The organism is Candidatus Brevundimonas phytovorans (genome assembly GCA_029203145.1).
Lineage (GTDB): Bacteria > Pseudomonadota > Alphaproteobacteria > Caulobacterales > Caulobacteraceae > Brevundimonas > Brevundimonas phytovorans.
The window spans coordinates 2,789,107-2,805,188 of the sequence record CP119309.1 but is presented as its reverse complement, the minus strand read 5'-3'; the positions used below and the strand labels follow the sequence as shown (position 1 = coordinate 2,805,188).

The 16,082-nt window shown below is 69.5% G+C and carries 16 protein-coding genes; 5 read left to right on the top strand and 11 right to left on the bottom strand.

What is annotated here, in order from left to right; all coding sequences use genetic code 11:
• Positions 1 to 69 precede the first annotated feature (69 nt).
• On the bottom strand, positions 70 to 501 hold the full coding sequence (locus P0Y52_13790) for a DUF2147 domain-containing protein (protein ID WEK57595.1): 432 nt from the start codon (positions 499 to 501) through the stop codon (positions 70 to 72).
• Entirely contained in the window at positions 498 to 1,268 is a 771-nt protein-coding gene (locus tag P0Y52_13785; GenBank protein ID WEK59503.1) for a Coq4 family protein, read from the bottom strand. Before P0Y52_13785 ends, P0Y52_13790 begins: the two co-directional genes overlap by 4 nt.
• An 83-nt stretch (positions 1,269 to 1,351) precedes the next feature.
• On the opposite strand from P0Y52_13785, the gene P0Y52_13780 reads away from it, so the two are divergent.
• From P0Y52_13780 to P0Y52_13770, 3 genes are all read left to right on the top strand, one after another.
• On the top strand, positions 1,352 to 1,972 hold the full coding sequence (locus P0Y52_13780; GenBank protein ID WEK57594.1) for a TetR/AcrR family transcriptional regulator: 621 nt from the start codon (positions 1,352 to 1,354) through the stop codon (positions 1,970 to 1,972).
• Positions 1,973 to 2,052: 80 nt separating this feature from the next.
• On the top strand, positions 2,053 to 4,065 hold the full coding sequence (locus P0Y52_13775; protein WEK57593.1) for an NADPH-dependent 2,4-dienoyl-CoA reductase: 2,013 nt from the start codon (positions 2,053 to 2,055) through the stop codon (positions 4,063 to 4,065).
• Between the two features lie 14 nt (positions 4,066 to 4,079).
• Positions 4,080 to 4,511, top strand: coding sequence for a nuclear transport factor 2 family protein (locus P0Y52_13770; protein ID WEK57592.1), 432 nt, complete (start codon positions 4,080 to 4,082; stop codon positions 4,509 to 4,511).
• Between the two features lie 7 nt (positions 4,512 to 4,518).
• Here P0Y52_13770 and P0Y52_13765 read toward each other — a convergent pair whose 3' ends face one another.
• From P0Y52_13765 to P0Y52_13730, 8 genes are all read right to left on the bottom strand, one after another.
• Positions 4,519 to 5,793, bottom strand: coding sequence for a bifunctional folylpolyglutamate synthase/dihydrofolate synthase (locus P0Y52_13765; protein ID WEK57591.1), 1,275 nt, complete (start codon positions 5,791 to 5,793; stop codon positions 4,519 to 4,521).
• An 8-nt stretch (positions 5,794 to 5,801) separates the two neighbouring features.
• The gene (locus tag P0Y52_13760; protein WEK57590.1) at positions 5,802 to 6,692 is read right to left on the bottom strand and encodes an acetyl-CoA carboxylase carboxyltransferase subunit beta; all 891 of its coding nucleotides are present in this window, start codon (positions 6,690 to 6,692) and stop codon (positions 5,802 to 5,804) included.
• Between the two features lie 10 nt (positions 6,693 to 6,702).
• Positions 6,703 to 7,545 (bottom strand): tryptophan synthase subunit alpha, encoded by an 843-nt coding sequence (trpA, locus tag P0Y52_13755; GenBank protein ID WEK57589.1) that lies wholly within the window; start codon positions 7,543 to 7,545, stop codon positions 6,703 to 6,705.
• On the bottom strand, positions 7,542 to 8,027 hold the full coding sequence (locus tag P0Y52_13750; protein WEK57588.1) for a hypothetical protein: 486 nt from the start codon (positions 8,025 to 8,027) through the stop codon (positions 7,542 to 7,544). The genes trpA and P0Y52_13750 overlap by 4 nt, the downstream gene beginning before the upstream one ends.
• A gap of 2 nt (positions 8,028 to 8,029) precedes the next feature.
• Entirely contained in the window at positions 8,030 to 9,244 is a 1,215-nt protein-coding gene (gene trpB / locus P0Y52_13745; GenBank protein ID WEK57587.1) for a tryptophan synthase subunit beta, read from the bottom strand.
• A 32-nt stretch (positions 9,245 to 9,276) separates the two neighbouring features.
• A complete protein-coding gene (locus P0Y52_13740) occupies positions 9,277 to 9,915 on the bottom strand; it encodes a phosphoribosylanthranilate isomerase (protein WEK57586.1) in 639 nt (212 codons plus the stop codon).
• Positions 9,916 to 10,147: 232 nt separating this feature from the next.
• A complete protein-coding gene (locus tag P0Y52_13735; GenBank protein WEK57585.1) occupies positions 10,148 to 10,837 on the bottom strand; it encodes a pseudouridine synthase in 690 nt (229 codons plus the stop codon).
• Between the two features lie 68 nt (positions 10,838 to 10,905).
• On the bottom strand, positions 10,906 to 11,805 hold the full coding sequence (locus P0Y52_13730) for a class I SAM-dependent methyltransferase (GenBank protein WEK57584.1): 900 nt from the start codon (positions 11,803 to 11,805) through the stop codon (positions 10,906 to 10,908).
• Positions 11,806 to 12,045: 240 nt separating this feature from the next.
• On the opposite strand from P0Y52_13730, the gene recQ reads away from it, so the two are divergent.
• Both recQ and P0Y52_13720 read left to right on the top strand, forming a co-directional pair.
• Positions 12,046 to 13,920: a DNA helicase RecQ gene (recQ, locus tag P0Y52_13725; protein WEK57583.1), complete on the top strand. Its 1,875-nt coding sequence runs from the start codon at positions 12,046 to 12,048 to the stop codon at positions 13,918 to 13,920.
• Positions 13,921 to 14,007: 87 nt separating this feature from the next.
• Positions 14,008 to 15,516, top strand: a complete 1,509-nt coding sequence (locus P0Y52_13720) for a S41 family peptidase (protein WEK57582.1) — start codon at positions 14,008 to 14,010, stop codon at positions 15,514 to 15,516.
• 87 nt (positions 15,517 to 15,603) lie between these two features.
• Here P0Y52_13720 and trxA read toward each other — a convergent pair whose 3' ends face one another.
• Complete coding sequence (trxA, locus tag P0Y52_13715) at positions 15,604 to 15,936, bottom strand: thioredoxin TrxA (protein WEK57581.1); 333 nt, start codon at positions 15,934 to 15,936, stop codon at positions 15,604 to 15,606.
• Positions 15,937 to 16,082: the final 146 nt, after the last annotated feature.

Genomic DNA, 16,082 nt, shown 5'->3' with positions numbered 1-16,082 from the left:
GTCAATATCCCCCGCCGACGCGTCCCCCGGTCGGCCTTTCGTTGCAGTCGTGGCGTGTCGGACCGGCGCTCAGCGCGCCCGCGTCCAGGTCTGGGTGCGGCACAGCAAGGGGGCGATGCAGCCCCGTACCGCCAGCCGGTCCGGCGCGACCAGGGTCAGCGTCCCCGTCGCCGCCCCCTGACCGCTGTCCGGGTCGTAGAGAGCCCCCGCCCTCCAGACCTGCGGCCCGCCTGAGGCGGCGCGGAGCACGGTCAGCCCCTTGACGGGGCGGCCTCGCAGGGCCGGATCGCGGTTGCGCACGTCGCGCTGATCCGGGTCAGCCCGCAGGGCGGCGGCGTCCGCCACGCGGGCGCACAGGCCGTCGCCGCAGCGCTCGATGGCCACCACCCCGTTCTGGGCCGGCGTGCGCCAGCGCCCCAGCAGGGCGTCGTCCTGCGCCATCACCGGCGAAGCGACCGCAGCGACGAGAGCCACGGCCAGACCCCACAGGCTGCGCCTCATCCCTTGCCGCCCTGATAGGCGTTGCGGACCGAGGGCGGCACGCGTTGATAAAGGGTCGGCGTCGGGATCTTCAGGCGACGGCGGGCGACGTCCAGCGGCTCGGCGAACAGGCGCTCATAGTCCTCGCCGGGCAGCCAGGCGGCCCGGCGACCGTCGCGCCAGGCCTGGAAGACGGCCCGTGCGCAGGGATAGCCGGTGCGGGCGCGCATGAACTGGACGGCGATGCCCGAGGCGATCAGGCCGAAGCCCGGACTGCGGGTCTGCGGCAGGGAGAAGGCCACCAGACAGGCCTCGCCCAAAGCATCCGCTTCATAGCCCGTCAGGACGTGCCAGATGTCATGGACGTCGCGGACCCTGCGCGCGAACCAGGCGCGGGGATGGGCGGCCTCGATCTCGCTGTCGGCGATCTTGCGGCTCTCATCGGCCAGGCCGTAGGCGGAGAAGTCCTGGGCGTCGATGAAGCCGCGATAGGCGGCGCCCACGGTGCCGTCGGCGAACTGGTCCAGCCAGGCGCGATCCTGAAGCCGGTCCGCCAGCTCCTGTCGGCGATAGGCCTGCAAGCCGCCCTCCGGCGTCTGCAACAGGCGGCTGTAGCCCCAGTCGGGTGATCGCCCCGCCAGGGCGTTCATGATTTCAAACACCTGTTCGGTGTCGTCCTTGTCCGCCACCAGACGGCGCAGGGCGCGCAGCGCACGGACGGGTTGTACGCGTGAAGCCGTCAGTTGCGACGGCCGACGCGCCGCGTCGAAAGCGGCGTCAAAAGACAGAAGGGGGGTTGCAGCTTGCACTTGCGGGTTCCTTTGCGGAAGCCTAGAACGGGTAACTATCTACATGAATGTCATTTACAGATATGTCAATTGCCGCCGTTGAAAAACCCCGTCGTCGCCGTCGCTCGCCCGATGAGGCGCGGCGTGAGGCTGTCGTCTCGGCCCGCGCCCTGTTGCTGTCGGGCGGTCCCACGGCCGTAACCCTGTCGGCAGTGGCGGCGGACATTGGCGTGACCCACGCCAATCTGATCCACCACTTCGGCTCGGCCGCCGGCCTGCAGTCCGCCCTGATGGGGTCGATGGTCGATGACCTGAACCAGGCGCTGGACGCCGCCGTGACGCGGCTGCGCACCGACGATGGCGCGCCGATGGAGTTGATCAACGCGGTCTTCGACGCCTTCGCCGAGGGCGGGGCTGGACGGCTGGCCGCCTGGATCGCCATGTCCGGCGACCTCAGCCATCTGGAGCCGGTGCGTGACGCGGTGAACAACCTGGTCAAGGCCATCATCGAAAAGCTGGGCGAGACGGACGAGGCGCGCGAACGCATCGGATCGGCGGTGCTGTTCATCGCCCTGAGCGCCTTTGGCGAGGCCCTGATCGGCCCGCCCTTGCGCGCCATGCTGGACCAGCCCGACGACGCGGGACGCCGGGTGGTGGCCAGCCTCTTGCCGCGCTTCATCAAGAAGCCGACCGCCGAGGCCTGATCCGGGCCCGACGCCGGCCATTGCATAATGACAGGGCCCGGATACTAGTTATGCAACTGATTGCATAACGGGTCGCGCCCATGTCCTATCCTGAACTGCTCAAGCCGCTCGACCTCGGCTTCACCACGCTGAAAAACCGGGTGCTGATGGGCTCGATGCATGTGGGGCTGGAAGAGGTCGAGAACGGCTTTGCGCGCATGGCCGCCTTCTACGCCGAGCGGGCGCGGGGCGAGGTGGGCCTGATCGTCACCGGCGGCATCTCGCCCAACGAACGCGGCCGCCCCATGCCCTGGGGCGCCAAGCTGACCACCGAGGAAGAGGCCGGCCACCACCGGCAGATCACCGATGCCGTCCACGCCGAGGGCGGCAAGATCGCCCTGCAGATCCTGCATTTCGGCCGCTACGCCTATCACCCCGACCTGGTGGCGCCCTCGGCCATCCAGGCCCCGATCACCCCCTTCGCCCCCCACGCCCTGACCGGAGAGGAGGTCGAGCAGACCATCGCCGACTTCGTCAACTGCGCCGCCCTGGCCCAGTCCGCCGGCTATGACGGCGTCGAGATCATGGGGTCCGAGGGCTATCTGATCAACGAGTTCATCGCCGCCCGCACCAACCAGCGCGACGACGAATGGGGCGGCTCGTATGAGAACCGCATCCGCCTGCCGCTCGAAATCGTGCGCCGCACCCGCGAGCGCGTCGGCCCCAACTTCATCATCATCTACCGCCTGTCGATGCTGGACCTGGTCGAGGGCGGCTCGACGGCGGAAGAGGTGGTGCAACTGGCCAAGGCCATCGAGGCGGCGGGCGCCACCATCCTCAACACCGGCATCGGCTGGCACGAGGCGCGCATCCCCACCATCGCCACCAGCGTCCCGCGCGCGGCCTTCGCCTGGGTGACCAAACGCCTGAAGGGCGAGGTCTCCATCCCCCTGGTCGCCACCAACCGCATCAACACCCCGGAAGTGGCCGAGCGCCTTCTGGCCGACGGCTATTGCGACATGGTGTCGATGGCTCGCCCCCTGCTGGCCGACGCCGCCTTCGTGCAGAAGGCCCGCGAGAACCGCGCCGACGAGATCAACACCTGCATCGGCTGCAACCAGGCCTGCCTGGACCATACCTTCGCGGGCAAGATCACCTCCTGCCTGGTCAATCCCCGCGCCTGCCACGAGACCGAACTGGTCATCGCCCCGGCCGAAAAGCCGCGGAAGATCGCCGTCGTCGGCGCCGGTCCCGCAGGGCTCAGCTTCGCCGTCACCGCGGCCGAACGCGGCCACGACGTCACCCTGATCGAGGCCGCGAGCGAAGTCGGCGGCCAGTTCAACATCGCTCGGAAGATCCCCGGCAAGGAGGAGTTCGGCGAGACCCTGCGCTACTTCCGCAAGCAGTTGGACCTGACAGGGGTCAAGGTCCGTCTCAACACCCGCGCCGAGGCTGAAACCCTGGCCGACGAGGGCTTCGACGAGATCGTCCTGGCCACCGGCGTCAGCCCGCGCACGCCCGAGATCGACGGCGTCGACCACGCCAAGACCCTGACCTACCTCGATGTCCTGCGCGACGAGGTTCCCGTCGGCAAGACCGTGGCCGTCATCGGCGCCGGCGGCATCGGCCATGACGTCAGCGAATACCTGGTCGAGCGCCATGAGCCGCCGTCGATCGACCGCTTCTTCCGCGCCTGGGGCGTCGATCCCGATTACAAGACCGCCGGGGGCCGCACCGCGCCTCAGGTCGAACCGGCGGAGCGTCAGGTCTTCCTGATGCAACGCTCGACCGGCAAGGTCGGCGAGCGTCTGGGCCGGACGACGGGCTGGATTCACCGCGCCGCGCTGAAGATGCACGGCGTCGTCACCGCCAGCGGCGTCGCCTATCGCCGCATCGACGACGCGGGCCTGCACGTCACCATCGACGGAACGGACAGGACCCTGCCCGTCGATCACGTCGTCATCTGCGCCGGGCAGGAGCCCCTGCGCGAGCTGCAGGACGATCTGATCGCGCGCGGTTGCTCGGTCCACCTGATCGGCGGGGCCGACGTGGCCGCCGAACTGGACGCCAAACGCGCCATCGACCAGGGCGTGCGCCTCGCCGCCGCTCTCTGAGGAAGGAAAAGCTCATGACGCCGACCCTGCATCCCGCCGCCGCCGCTTCGCTGGACAAGTGGCATCAGATGGTCGCCGCCCAGGACCTGGGGGCCTTGCGCGCCATCACCCATCCCGAGGCCGTCTTCCGCTCGCCGGTGGCCCACAAGGCCTATCACAGCGCCGAGGCGGTGGTTCTGGCCGTCAGCACCGCGGCCGGCGTCTTCTCCGACTTCGCCTATCACCGCGAAGCCGCCACCGCCGACGGCCTCAGCGTGGTGCTGGAATTCAGCGCCAAGGTCGGAGACAAGAGCGTCAAGGGCATCGACTTCATCCGCTTCGATGAAGACGGCCAGATCGTCGATTTCGAGGTCATGATGCGCCCCCTGAGCGGGGTTCAGGCCATGGCCGAGGAAATGGGCCAACGCCTCGGCGCCCTCCTGCCCGCCTTCAAGGCCCAGGGCTAGATAAGGGCTAGGTCGGCCAGGTCTCGGGGCTGGCGCCCAGCACCTCGCCGGCCAGATAGAGCGAGCCGCAGATGACAATGCGTCCGGCCCCCAGCGCCAGCGCCCGGTCGATCGCTTCGTCCACCGAGGCCGTCGGCATGGCGCCGAAGCCGCGTCCCTGCGCCACCGCCGCCAGGGCCGCCGGGTCGGCCGCTGCGCCGTCGAAGCCGACGGTGAAGACCTGGGCGTCGACGCCTTTCAGCGCCTCGAAGAAGCCGCCTGCATCCTTGTTGGCCAGCATGGCCACGATCAGGGCCAGGGGACGCGGCGCCCGCGCCTGACGCTCGCTCAGCGTCCTGGCCATGGCCCGTCCGGCGTGGGGGTTGTGCCCGCCGTCCAGCCACAGCTCGGCGTCGGCGGCTTGCGCTTTTTCGGCATAGGGGCCGGCGGTCAGACGCTGCATCCGCGCCGGCCAGCGCACGGCTTTCAAGCCCGCCGCGATGGCGGCCTCGGGCAGGTCCAGCTCCAGGGCGGCGGCCACCGCCACGCCGGCATTGTCGAACTGGTGCGGACCGCTGAGCGCCGGGGCCGGCAGGTCGAGGAAGCGTTCCTGATCCTGATAGACCAGTCCGCCGCGCTCGGCCCAGGCGTCGAAGTCCACCCCCATGACGGTCAGGGGCGAGTGGACCTCGGCGGCGCGGCGTCCGATCACGGCCATGACGGCCTCGGACTGACGGGCGATGACGCCGCGCGCCCCGGACTTGAGGATGCCCGTCTTCTCGCGGGCCACGCCCTCGATCCTGTCGCCCAGGAACTCGGCGTGATCCAGATCGACCGGGGTGATGACGCTGAGCAGGGGCCGGTCGATGACGTTGGTGGCGTCCAGCGAGCCGCCGAGGCCCACCTCGATGATCGCCAGGTCGGCAGGCGTCTCGCTCATGGCCACGAAGGCGGCGGCGGTCGTGCTCTCGAACACGGTGGCCTCGCCTGACACCGCTTCAATCCGGTCCAGCACTTCGTTCAGCTGATCATCGCTGATCAGGGTCCCGGCCAGCCGGATGCGCTCGTTGAAGCGCACCAGATGCGGCGAGGTGTAGGCGTGGACGCGCAGACCCGCCGCCTCGGCGATGGCCCGGATCAGGGAAACGGTCGAGCCCTTGCCGTTGGTGCCAGCGACATGAACCACCGGCGGCAGCCTGTCCTGCGGATCACCCAGCGCCGCGCACAGGGCCCGCATCCGGTCCAGCGACAGGTCGATGCGCTGCGGATGACGGGCCAGAAGGCGCTGCGAGATGGGATCCATGAAGGCGCTTACGCCGCCTTGCGCTTGCCGCCCATCAGCATGGACATGATCTGGCCCAGCGTCGTCGGCAGGTCGCCGCGCGCCACGACCTTGTCGACCATGCCCTTGCCCTGCAGATACTCGGCGCGCTGGAAGCCCGGCGGCAGTTTCTCGCGGATGGTGGTCTCGATCACGCGCGGACCGGCGAAGCCGATCAGGGCGCCCGGCTCGGCCAGATGCACGTCGCCCAGCATGGCGTAGGAGGCGGTCACGCCCCCCGTGGTCGGGTCGGTCAGGACGACGATATAGGGCAGCTGCGCCGCCTTCACTTCCTGCACCGCCAGGGTGGTGCGGGCCATCTGCATCAGGCTGAGGGCGCCCTCCTGCATCCGCGCGCCGCCGGCGGCGGTGAAGCAGACGAAGGGCACGCCGCGTTTCACGGCTTCACGCGCGGCGGCGATGAAGGCCTCGCCCGCCGCCATGCCCAGCGACCCGCCCATGAAGGTGAAGTCCTGCACGATGACGACCGCGGCCACGCCGTCGATCTGGCCATAGCCGATGGCCATGGTGTCCTTGCGGCCCGCCACCTTGCGCGCCGCCGACAGGCGCTCGCGATAGGGCTTGCCGTCCGAGAACTTCAACGGATCTTCGGGCACGTCCGGCGTGTCGATCGCCTCGAACTTGCCGTCGTCGAAGGTGGCCTTCAGGCGCGTCGGCGCATTGATCCGCATATGGCGGCCCGACGGCGTGACCCACAGGGCCGCCTCCAGGTCCGAGCGGAACAGCATCTCGCCGCTGTCCGGGTCCTTGACCCACAGGTTGTCGGGCGTGTCGCGCCGGCTGACGATCTTGCGCACGCCGGGAGCGAAGCGGGACAGCCAGCCGCCGCGCGGCTTGTTCTCAGGATTCTTGTCGACCATGAGCGCGCCTTTAAACGGTTTCCGTCACGGAAGCACTAGTTCTGGCGGTGCGAACCGCATCAGCCAGGGCCTTCACCCGGGCCAGAACGCGGGGCACGGCCGGTTCGTTCGCTGCGAGCGCGGCGGCGACCTCATCGACGAAGACCGACCCGGCCACCACCGCATCGGCCACACGGGCGATCTCGGCGGCGCGCTCGGGCGTCTTGACGCCGAAGCCGACGGCGACCGGCAGGTTCGCGGCCTTGCGCACGCGCTCGACGGCGGGGGCGACGTCGGCGGCCACGGCTTCCTTGACCCCGGTCACGCCCGCGACCGAGACGTAATAGACGAACCCCGAGGTGCCGCGCGCGATGACCTTCAGCCGCTCGTCGTCCGAAGTCGGCGTGGCCAGACGGATCAGCGACACGGCTTGCGCATCCAGCGCCGCCGCCAGAGGCCCGGCCTCTTCCGGCGGGCAGTCGACCACGATCAGGCCGTCCACGCCCGCCGCCGCCGCGTCAGCGGCAAAAGCCTCGTAGCCGTAAGACTCGACCGGGTTCAGATAGCCCATCAGGATGACCGGGGTGGCGTCGTCGCCCTTGCGGAAATCGGCCACCAGATCGAGCGTGCCGCGCAGGGTCATCCCCGCCGCCAGCCCGCGCAGGGCCGCCCGCTGGATCGGCGGTCCCTCGGCCATCGGGTCCGAAAACGCCAGACCCAGTTCGATCAGGTCAGCGCCGGCGGCGGGCAGGCCGCGCAGGATCTCCAGCGCCTCGTCGCGGCTGGGATCGCCGGTCATGACATAGGGAATAAAGCCGGCCCGGCCCTCGGCCTTCAGGGCGGCGAAACGGGCGTCGATACGTGCAGTGGTCACTGAGGCGTCGCTCCTGCGGCGGGCGCCGGCTGACCGGTGCAGACATCGCCGGGGATGGTGGCGAAGCCGAGGTAGCCGGGGGCGGTCGCCTCAGCCGGCTTGGACTCGTCGTAGAAGGCGATCATCTGCATGCCGTCGCAGCCGCCGGCCTCGCGGCGCTTGACCAGGATGACGCGGTTGTCGTCGCCGTCGGCGGGCAGCCAGCCCTGGGTCTGGAACTGGGCCAGATAGGCCTCGGCCAGGGCGCCGACCTGATCCAGTTGCGCCGTGACGCAGAAGGCCGGGCTGCGCACCAGGCCGCCGCAGTCGGGCGCGGCCACGGCCGGGGGCAGGACCGGCACGCCGGTCGCGGCGACGCCAGGGCCGACCATGGGCGCTGCGGGCGCTGCGGCCTGAGCCGGAGCGGGCGCGGCCTGGGTCTTGGCCATGGTCAGCGTCGGCGACGCCAGCACGGCCAGGGCCGCGATCAGAAGGCTGTTCATGCTCAAAGCTCCACGCCCAGGTGTTTGGCCACGGTGAAAATGTCCTTGTCGCCTCGACCCGACAGAACCAGGACGACATCGCCGCCCTTGCCCACGTCCAGCGCGATCTCGCCGATGCGGGCGAGGGCGTGGGAAGGCTCCAGCGCCGGAATGATGCCTTCCAGCTTGGACAGCATCTGGAAGGCCTCCAGCGCCTCGTCGTCGGTGGCCGACAGATATTCGCCGCGCCCCAGGTCGTTCAGCCAGGCGTGCTCCGGCCCGATGCCCGGATAGTCGAGGCCGGCCGAAATGGAGTGGCCCTCGAGAATCTGACCGTCGGCGTCCTGCAACAGATAGGTGCGGTTGCCGTGCAGCACGCCGGGGCGGCCGCCCTTCAGGCTGGCGGCGTGTTCGGGGGTGTCCAGACCATGGCCCGCCGCCTCGACGCCGATCAGGCGCACCTCGGCGTCGTCGACGAAGGGGTGGAAGGCGCCGATGGCGTTGGAGCCGCCGCCGATGCAGGCCACCACGGCGTCGGGCAGGCGCCCGATCCGGTCCAGCGACTGGCGCTTGATCTCGCGGCCGATCACCGACTGGAAGTCGCGCACCATGGCCGGATAGGGGGCCGGGCCCGCCGCCGTGCCGATGATGTAATAGGTGTCCTCGACGTTGGTGACCCAGTCACGCATCGCCTCGTTCATGGCGTCCTTCAGCGTCGCCGCCCCGGCGGTGACGGCCGCGACCTCGGCCCCCATCAGCTTCATGCGGAAGACGTTGGGCTGCTGCCGTTCGACGTCGACCGCGCCCATATAGACGGTGCAGGGCAGGCCGAAGCGGGCGCAGACGGTGGCCGAGGCCACGCCGTGCTGACCGGCGCCGGTTTCGGCGATGATCCGGGTCTTGCCCATGCGCCGCGCCAGCAGGATCTGGCCCATGCAGTTGTTGATCTTGTGCGCGCCCGTGTGGTTCAGGTCCTCGCGCTTCAGCCAGATCTTCGCCCCGCCGAAATGATCGGTCAGCCGCTCGGCGAAATAGAGCGGGCTTTCGCGACCGACATAGTGGGTCAGGAAATCGTCCAGCTCCGCCTGGAAGCTGGGGTCAGCCTGGGCCGCCTCATAGGCCGCCTGAAGCTCATGGATGAGCGGCATCAGGGTTTCGGGCACGAAGCGGCCGCCATAGGGACCAAAGCGGCCCTCGGCGTCAGGCCAGGCGTAGGAGTTCGGGAGAATTGCGTTCACGAGCGGCAGTCTTTCGCGAGAAGGCGACGAAATCAGGACCGGGATACGGCCTTGAGGAAGGCGTGGATCAGGTCCGCGTCCTTAACACCCGGCGCGCTTTCGACGCCAGAGGAGACATCGACCAAGGGCGCCCCCGAAATGCGCACGGCCTCGGTGATATTTTGCGGGTCGAGGCCGCCTGCGAGGAACCAGTTTGCCGGCAGGGCGCGGTTCTGCATCAACGACCAATCGAACGAGGCCCCGACCCCGCCGGGCAGGTTTGAACCCTCGGGGGGTTTGGCGTCGAACAGCAGATGGTCAGCCACATCGGCCCAGTCGGGCACGGAGGCGAAGTCGGCCTGACCTCGGATCGGCAGGGCCTTGATGATCCCCGCCCCCGTCAGCCGCCGCACCTCGGCGGCGCGCTCGGGCGTCTCATGGCCGTGCAGCTGGATCAGATCGGGCCGCAGGATCAGCCCCACCTCGGTCAGCAGGGCGTCGTCGGGATCGACCAGCACGGCCACGATCTTCGCCCGCTTCCTCGCCCGGTCGAACAGGGTGGCGGCGTGCAGGGGCGGGATATGGCGCGGGCTTTTTTCAAACACCACGGCCCCGACAAAGGCCGCGCCGCCGGCAAGCGCCGCGTCCAGCGTTTCGGGCGTCGTCAGTCCGCAAATCTTGGCCAGGGTCATAAAGGGGAGGTGCGCGAGGGAGGCGAAGAGGTCAAGAACCTTCCCTTCCGCTTTCCTTTCGTCATCCTCCGGCAAGCCGCGCAGCGGCGCTGACCGGGGGACCCAGCGGCGCCCGAAGGGCGGCGCGTCGCAGCCAAAGAGCCTCGCGCCCACTTGCAGCAAAGATCGCCTGCGGCGCCGCTGGGTCCCCCGGTCTCGCTCCGCTCGCCGGAGGATGACGAAAGGAAGGGCTTCAGGCGAAGATCAGCTCCACCTCTTCCGGGCTCAGCAGCCGCCATTCCCCAGCCCCCAGATCGTCCGGCAGCACCAGCCCGCCCAGCCGCTCGCGGTGCAGGGCCTCGACGTGGTTGCCCGCGGCGGCGAACATCCGGCGCACCTGATGATAGCGGCCCTCCGTCACCGTCAGCAGGGCCTCGGTCGGCGACACCACCTCGAGGATGGCGGGCGACAGCGGCTTGTCCTCGCCCTCCAGCACCAGCTCGCCCGAGGCGAACAGCCCGCCTTCGCTGCCGGTCAGAGGCCGCGCCAGGGTCGCGCGATAGACCTTGGCCACATGGCGTTTGGGGCTGATCACCCGGTGCAGCAGGTCGCCGTCGTCGGTCAGCAGCAGCAGGCCCGTGGTCTGCTTGTCCAGCCGCCCGATGGTCGAGATGGCCGGGTCGCGACGCTTCCACCGGTCCGGCAGGATGTCATAGACCAGCGACCCGTCTTCCTTGCGCGAACAGGTCATGCCCAGCGGCTTGTTCAGCAGCATGACCAGACCGGCCACCGGGTCCAGAGGCTCGCCGTCGATCTCCATCCGCGTCGGCAGGTCGGGCGTCACCGGGATGCGTTTGGACACATCGGTCAGATCGGCGCCGTCCAGAACGATGCCGCCCGCCTTGCCCATCCGCGCCATCTCGGCCCGCGAGCCATAGCCCATCGACCCCAGAAGCTTATCGACTCTACTTGTTGGGGTCCTACCGCCCTTCGGGCTACTTGAGGACGTGTTCACTTCACCGCCTCGAAGATCTTGTAGCCGCCCTTGTCGAGCAGCGGTTTGACCCGCTTGAAGGCCGCGTTCAGCTCGGCCTCATAGGGCAGGTGCCGGTTGGCCACCAGCCACAGCACGCCGCCGGTCTTCAGCAGGGCCGCTGCCTGACGGATGAAGTTCTGGCCCAGACGGCGATCCTCGGTCCCGCCGTCGTGGAAGGGCGGATTGCTGACGATGAAGTTCAGCTCGCCCTCGGTCGGCAGGGTGCGCACGTCGGCCCACTCGAAGCTGACGCGCGGGTCCTCGACATTCTTCCTGGCCGCCGCGATGGCCCGCCGGTCGATGTCGATCAGACGAAGGCTTGTCACCGCCGGCGAGCGCAGCGCCACCAGCGACAGGGCCCCGAAGCCGCAGCCCAGATCGGCGCCCGCGCCCTTCAGCGGCGGCATGACGCCAGCCAGCAGGGCCGTGCCCGGATCGACCCGGTCCCAGGCGAAGACGCCCGGCTGCGACCAGGCCTCCAGCCCCTCGACCTGTCGCAGCTCGCCCGCCGCAATGGCCGCATCCAGGCCCTCGATGACTTCAGGCCGCGTGACGATGCAGCGGCGATGGTGGGCCTTGGCCGTCTCGCCGACCTCCAGACCGAAGTCCTTCAGCTCCTTGCCCAGACGCGAGCCGCCCTTGCTCTTGTGCGCCATGACGTCGAGGCGTCCGCCGACCTTCAGCGCCCGCAGCGCCATGGCCAGGGTGTAGCGCCGCTCCACCACGCCGGGCGGGGCATAGATCATCGCCTCGTCCACCGAACCGGGGGCGAGGTCTTCCAGCGCCGTCGCGCCGGGGATCAGGGGCGAGGTCTGCACCGCGCCGGTCGGAACGTCGAACACCGCCGGCGGGCGGCCATAAAGGATCGTGGTCATGGAGAGCCTATAGCGACATTTCTTCTTCCCTTCTCCCCTTGCGGGAGAAGGTGGCTTGCGGAGCAAGACGGATGAGGGGTTTCGCCGCGATTTCCGCAGCCTGTCTTGCGCCGCGCTCTACGCGGATCACGCCGTCGCCGCCACCCCTCATCCGAGCGCCTTCGGCGCCCACCTTCTCCCGCAAGGGGAGAAGGGTAGAGAGAAGATGACACCCCGGAACAGATCAGGCACAACCCGCCGATGCTCGCTGACCCCCGCCGTTCCGCCTCCCCCGCTCCGCTTGACCTGAGCGCCGCGCGCGAGGTTCTGGGGCGGGTCTGGGGCCATGCCGATTTTCGCGGGCTGCAGTCCCAGGTCGTGGCCGAGGTTCTGGCCGGGCGCGACGTCATGGCCGTGCTGCCGACCGGCGGCGGCAAGAGCGTCTGCTATCAAATCCCGGCCATCCTGCGCCGCGGCGTCGGTCTGGTGGTGTCGCCGCTGATCGCCCTGATGACCGATCAGGTCGAGGCCCTGAAGCAGCAGGGCGTGGCCGCCGCCCGCCTCGATTCCGGCGTGCCGATGGAGGAGCGTTCCGCCATCTGGCGCGCCGCCCGCTCCGGCGAACTGGACCTGCTCTATGTCTCGCCCGAAGGTCTGGCCGCCGGCTCCATGCTGGAACGCCTGTCCGAGATCGACCTCAGCCTGATCGCCATCGACGAGGCCCACTGCGTCTCTCAGTGGGGCCACGACTTCCGCCCCGACTATCGCTCGCTGGGTCGTCTGGCCGAGATCTTCCCCGGCGTCCCGCGCATCGCCGTCACCGCCACCGCCGACGCCCGCACCCGCGAAGACATCCTCGCCTCGCTGCGTCTGGGCGAGGCCCGCGTCTTCGTCGACAGCTTCGCCCGCCCCAACCTGCAACTGTCCGCCGAGCGCAAGATCAACGGCAGCCGCGCCCGCACCGACGCCGCCGTGGTCGAGCTGGTGCGCGAGCGGCGCGGCAAGTCGGGCGTGGTCTATTGCGGCAGCCGCGACGGCTGCGAGCGCGTGGCCCAGACCCTGCGCGACGCCGGGACCAACGCCATCGCCTATCACGCCGGCTTCGACGCCAAGGACCGCGACAAGCGGCTGGAGCGCTTCCTGGCCGAGGACGGCGCGGTCATGGTCGCCACCATCGCCTTCGGCATGGGGGTGGACAAGCCCGACGTCCGCTTCGTCATCCACGCCGATCCGCCCGGTTCGCTGGAAGCCTACTGGCAGGAAATCGGCCGCGCCGGACGCGACGGCGAACCCGCCGAGGGCATCACCCTCTATGGCCCCTCCGACATCGCCTGGTCCCTGCGCCGCCTCGAAGGCCGGCCGATGGCCGAGGAGGTCAAGCAGGTTCAGACCCGCAAGGTGCGCCAGCTGTTCGCCATGCTGGACGGCGCCGTCTGCCGCCCTCAGGCCGTGCGCCGCTACTTCGGCGAGACCGACGCGCAACCGTGCGGCGTCTGCGACATCTGCGGCGACCCGCCCGCCACGTTCGACGCTATCGTGCCGGCGCAAAAGGCTCTGGCGGCGGTGCAGCGTCTGGGCGAACGCTTTGGTCGGACCCGCGTCGTCGACCACCTGCTGGGCAAGACCAAGGACGTCCAATCGTGGGAGTCGAACCTGTCCACCTGGGGCATCGGCGCCGACCTGTCCCTGACCGCCTGGCGCGACGTCATCGACCACCTGCTGTTCGAGGGCCTGCTGGTGGAGGACCCGAACGAGGGCAAGCCCATCATCCAGTTGGGCGATCCCGAGGCCGTCCGCGCCGTCTACCGCGGCGAGCGCCCGATCCAGGTGCGCAAGGCGCCCGTTCGCGTGGTCGAGGCCGAACGCCCGCGCCGCAACGCGGGCCGCAACCTGGCCGCCGAGGCGCTGGACACGGACGTCCGCGCCCGTTTCGAGGTCCTGCGCGCCTGGCGCCGCGATCGCGCCGCCGAACAGCACGTCCCGCCCTATGTCATCTTCCAGGACAAGACCCTGGTCGAGATCGCCCTCAGCGAGCCGCGCAACCTCGACGCGCTCGGCCGCATCTCCGGCGTCGGCGCCGGCAAGCTGGAACGCTACGGCAAGGGTGTGCTGGAGGCCCTGCGCGGGACGGACTGAGCCGCGTTCCATGACCAAAGCTTAACTGGAAAGCGCCCTATCGCCCTGTCACCTTTTCCGCCGAAAAAAGGGGAGAGGGCGTTGGACATGAAGCGGTTTCTGGCGACGGGCGCGGCCTGTCTGGCGATAGCGGGCGCGGCGCAGGCCCAGCCTCAGGACGCCCCGGCCGAGGCGCCCAAGCCCATGGACCTGCCGCGCGACTGGTCCGCGACCCTGACGCAGGACGCGACCGGCCTGCACGACATCATGATCGACAGCCATCCCGGCGTGCACGACCGCCTCAACCCGGCCTTCAAGCCCCGGCTGGACGAGGGCCTGACCGTGGCGCTGGAACGGGCGAAGACGACCACCGACGCCGGCGGCTGGTGGTGGGCGCTGCGGGCCTATGTCGCCTCCTTCGAGGACGGTCACGTCGGCATCAGCGTCACCCAGCCCAACTACGGCTTCGCCACCCGCTGGCCCGGCTTCCTGACCCTCTATCGCGGCGCCGATCAGGTGGTGGCCGACCGCGACGCCGCCGACGCGGCGACCCCGCCGCTGGGCGCCCGGCTGATCGACTGTGACGGCGTGGCCGCCGACAAACTGGCCGAAGAGCGCATCGGCCAGTTCCGGGGCCGCTGGTTCCTCGAGGCCCAGCGCGTCCTCTACGGCGACTGGCAGTTCCTCAGCGCCCAGAACCCCTGGATCCGCGAAATGAGCCAGTGCCGGTTCGAAAGCGACGGCGCGACCCGGACCTACGCCCTGAACTGGCGCGCCACGCCCGACGATCTGAGCGCCCGCCGCACCCGGCTGGCCCAGAGCGCCTGGCCCGACTTCGGCCTGAAGCATTTCGACGACGGCGGCTTCTGGATCTCGACGCCCTCGTTCAACGGCGATCCCTCCAGCGAAACCCACGCCGAACTGACCGCCCTGATCGCCGACATGAAGGCCAAGCAGGACGCCCTGCGCCTGGCCCCCTATGTGGTGCTGGACCTGCGCGGCAACGGCGGCGGCTCCTCGCACTGGAGCCAGTTGATGGCCCAGGTCCTGTGGGGCGACGACTGGATGATCGCCCATCCCGAACCGGCGATCGAGGCGGTGGAGTGGCGCGCTTCGGACGGCAATATCGCCCAGATCGCCGGCTTCCTGGAGCAACTTCGCGCTTCGAACGGCTCGCCCGAATATATCGAGTGGGCCGAGAGCGCGGTGAACGGCATGAAGGCGGCCCAGGCCGCCGGCGAGGTCTATTGGCGCAGCGCCAACGAGCCGCAAGCCGAGGACGCCGCCCCGCCGCCGGCCGCGCCGCAGCTGATGGCGGGCCGGGTCTATGTCCTGACCGACGCCCGTTGCGGCTCGGCCTGTCTGGACGCCGTCGATCTGTGGAAGACGGCGGGCGCGCTCCAGGTCGGACGCGAGACCTCGGCCGACACCGTCTACATGGAGATCCGTGAAGCCGACCTGCCCAGCGGTCTGGCCCAGATCGCCGTGCCGATGAAGGTCTATCGCGGACGCGCGCGCGGCAACAACGAGCCGCAGAAGCCGTCCTACATCATCGACGGCGACATGACCGACGACGCGGCCCTGCTGGCCGCGATCCGGCGGCTGCAACCCGGCTGAGCTCGCCCCGAAGCTGGCGCAAGGGGCAAGGAAAAGGCGGCGCACCCGCAGGATGCGCCGCCCGGTCCGTTCGCAAGGTCGAGGGGATCAGTCGGCCTTGACGCCGGCTTCGGCCAGCCATTCGACGATCTTGCCCTTGGGCATGGCGCCGACCTTCATCGAGGCCAGTTGGCCGTCCTTGAACAGCATCAGGGTCGGGATGCCTTTGACGCCCATCTTGGAGGGGGTCATGGGGCTGTCGTCGATGTTGATCTTGGCGATCGTCACCTTGCCCGACAGTTCGTCGGCGATCTGTTCCAGGGCCGGGCCGATCTGCTTGCAGGGGCCGCACCACTCGGCCCAGAAGTCTACCAGGACGGGGGTCGAGGACTTCAGGACGTCGGCGTCGAAGCTTTCGTCGGTGACTTTGACAGTCGCCATAGTGGTCTCCTTAAGAGCGCTACGCTCGGCCCGCGAGGCCTCGCTGCTTGAGCGCATATTTTAGTGCGCTAACGCTCGGTCCGCGGGACCTCGCTGCTTGAGCGCGTTGATATCAGTCGCAGATGTGGGAGCGATTTGCGCACAAA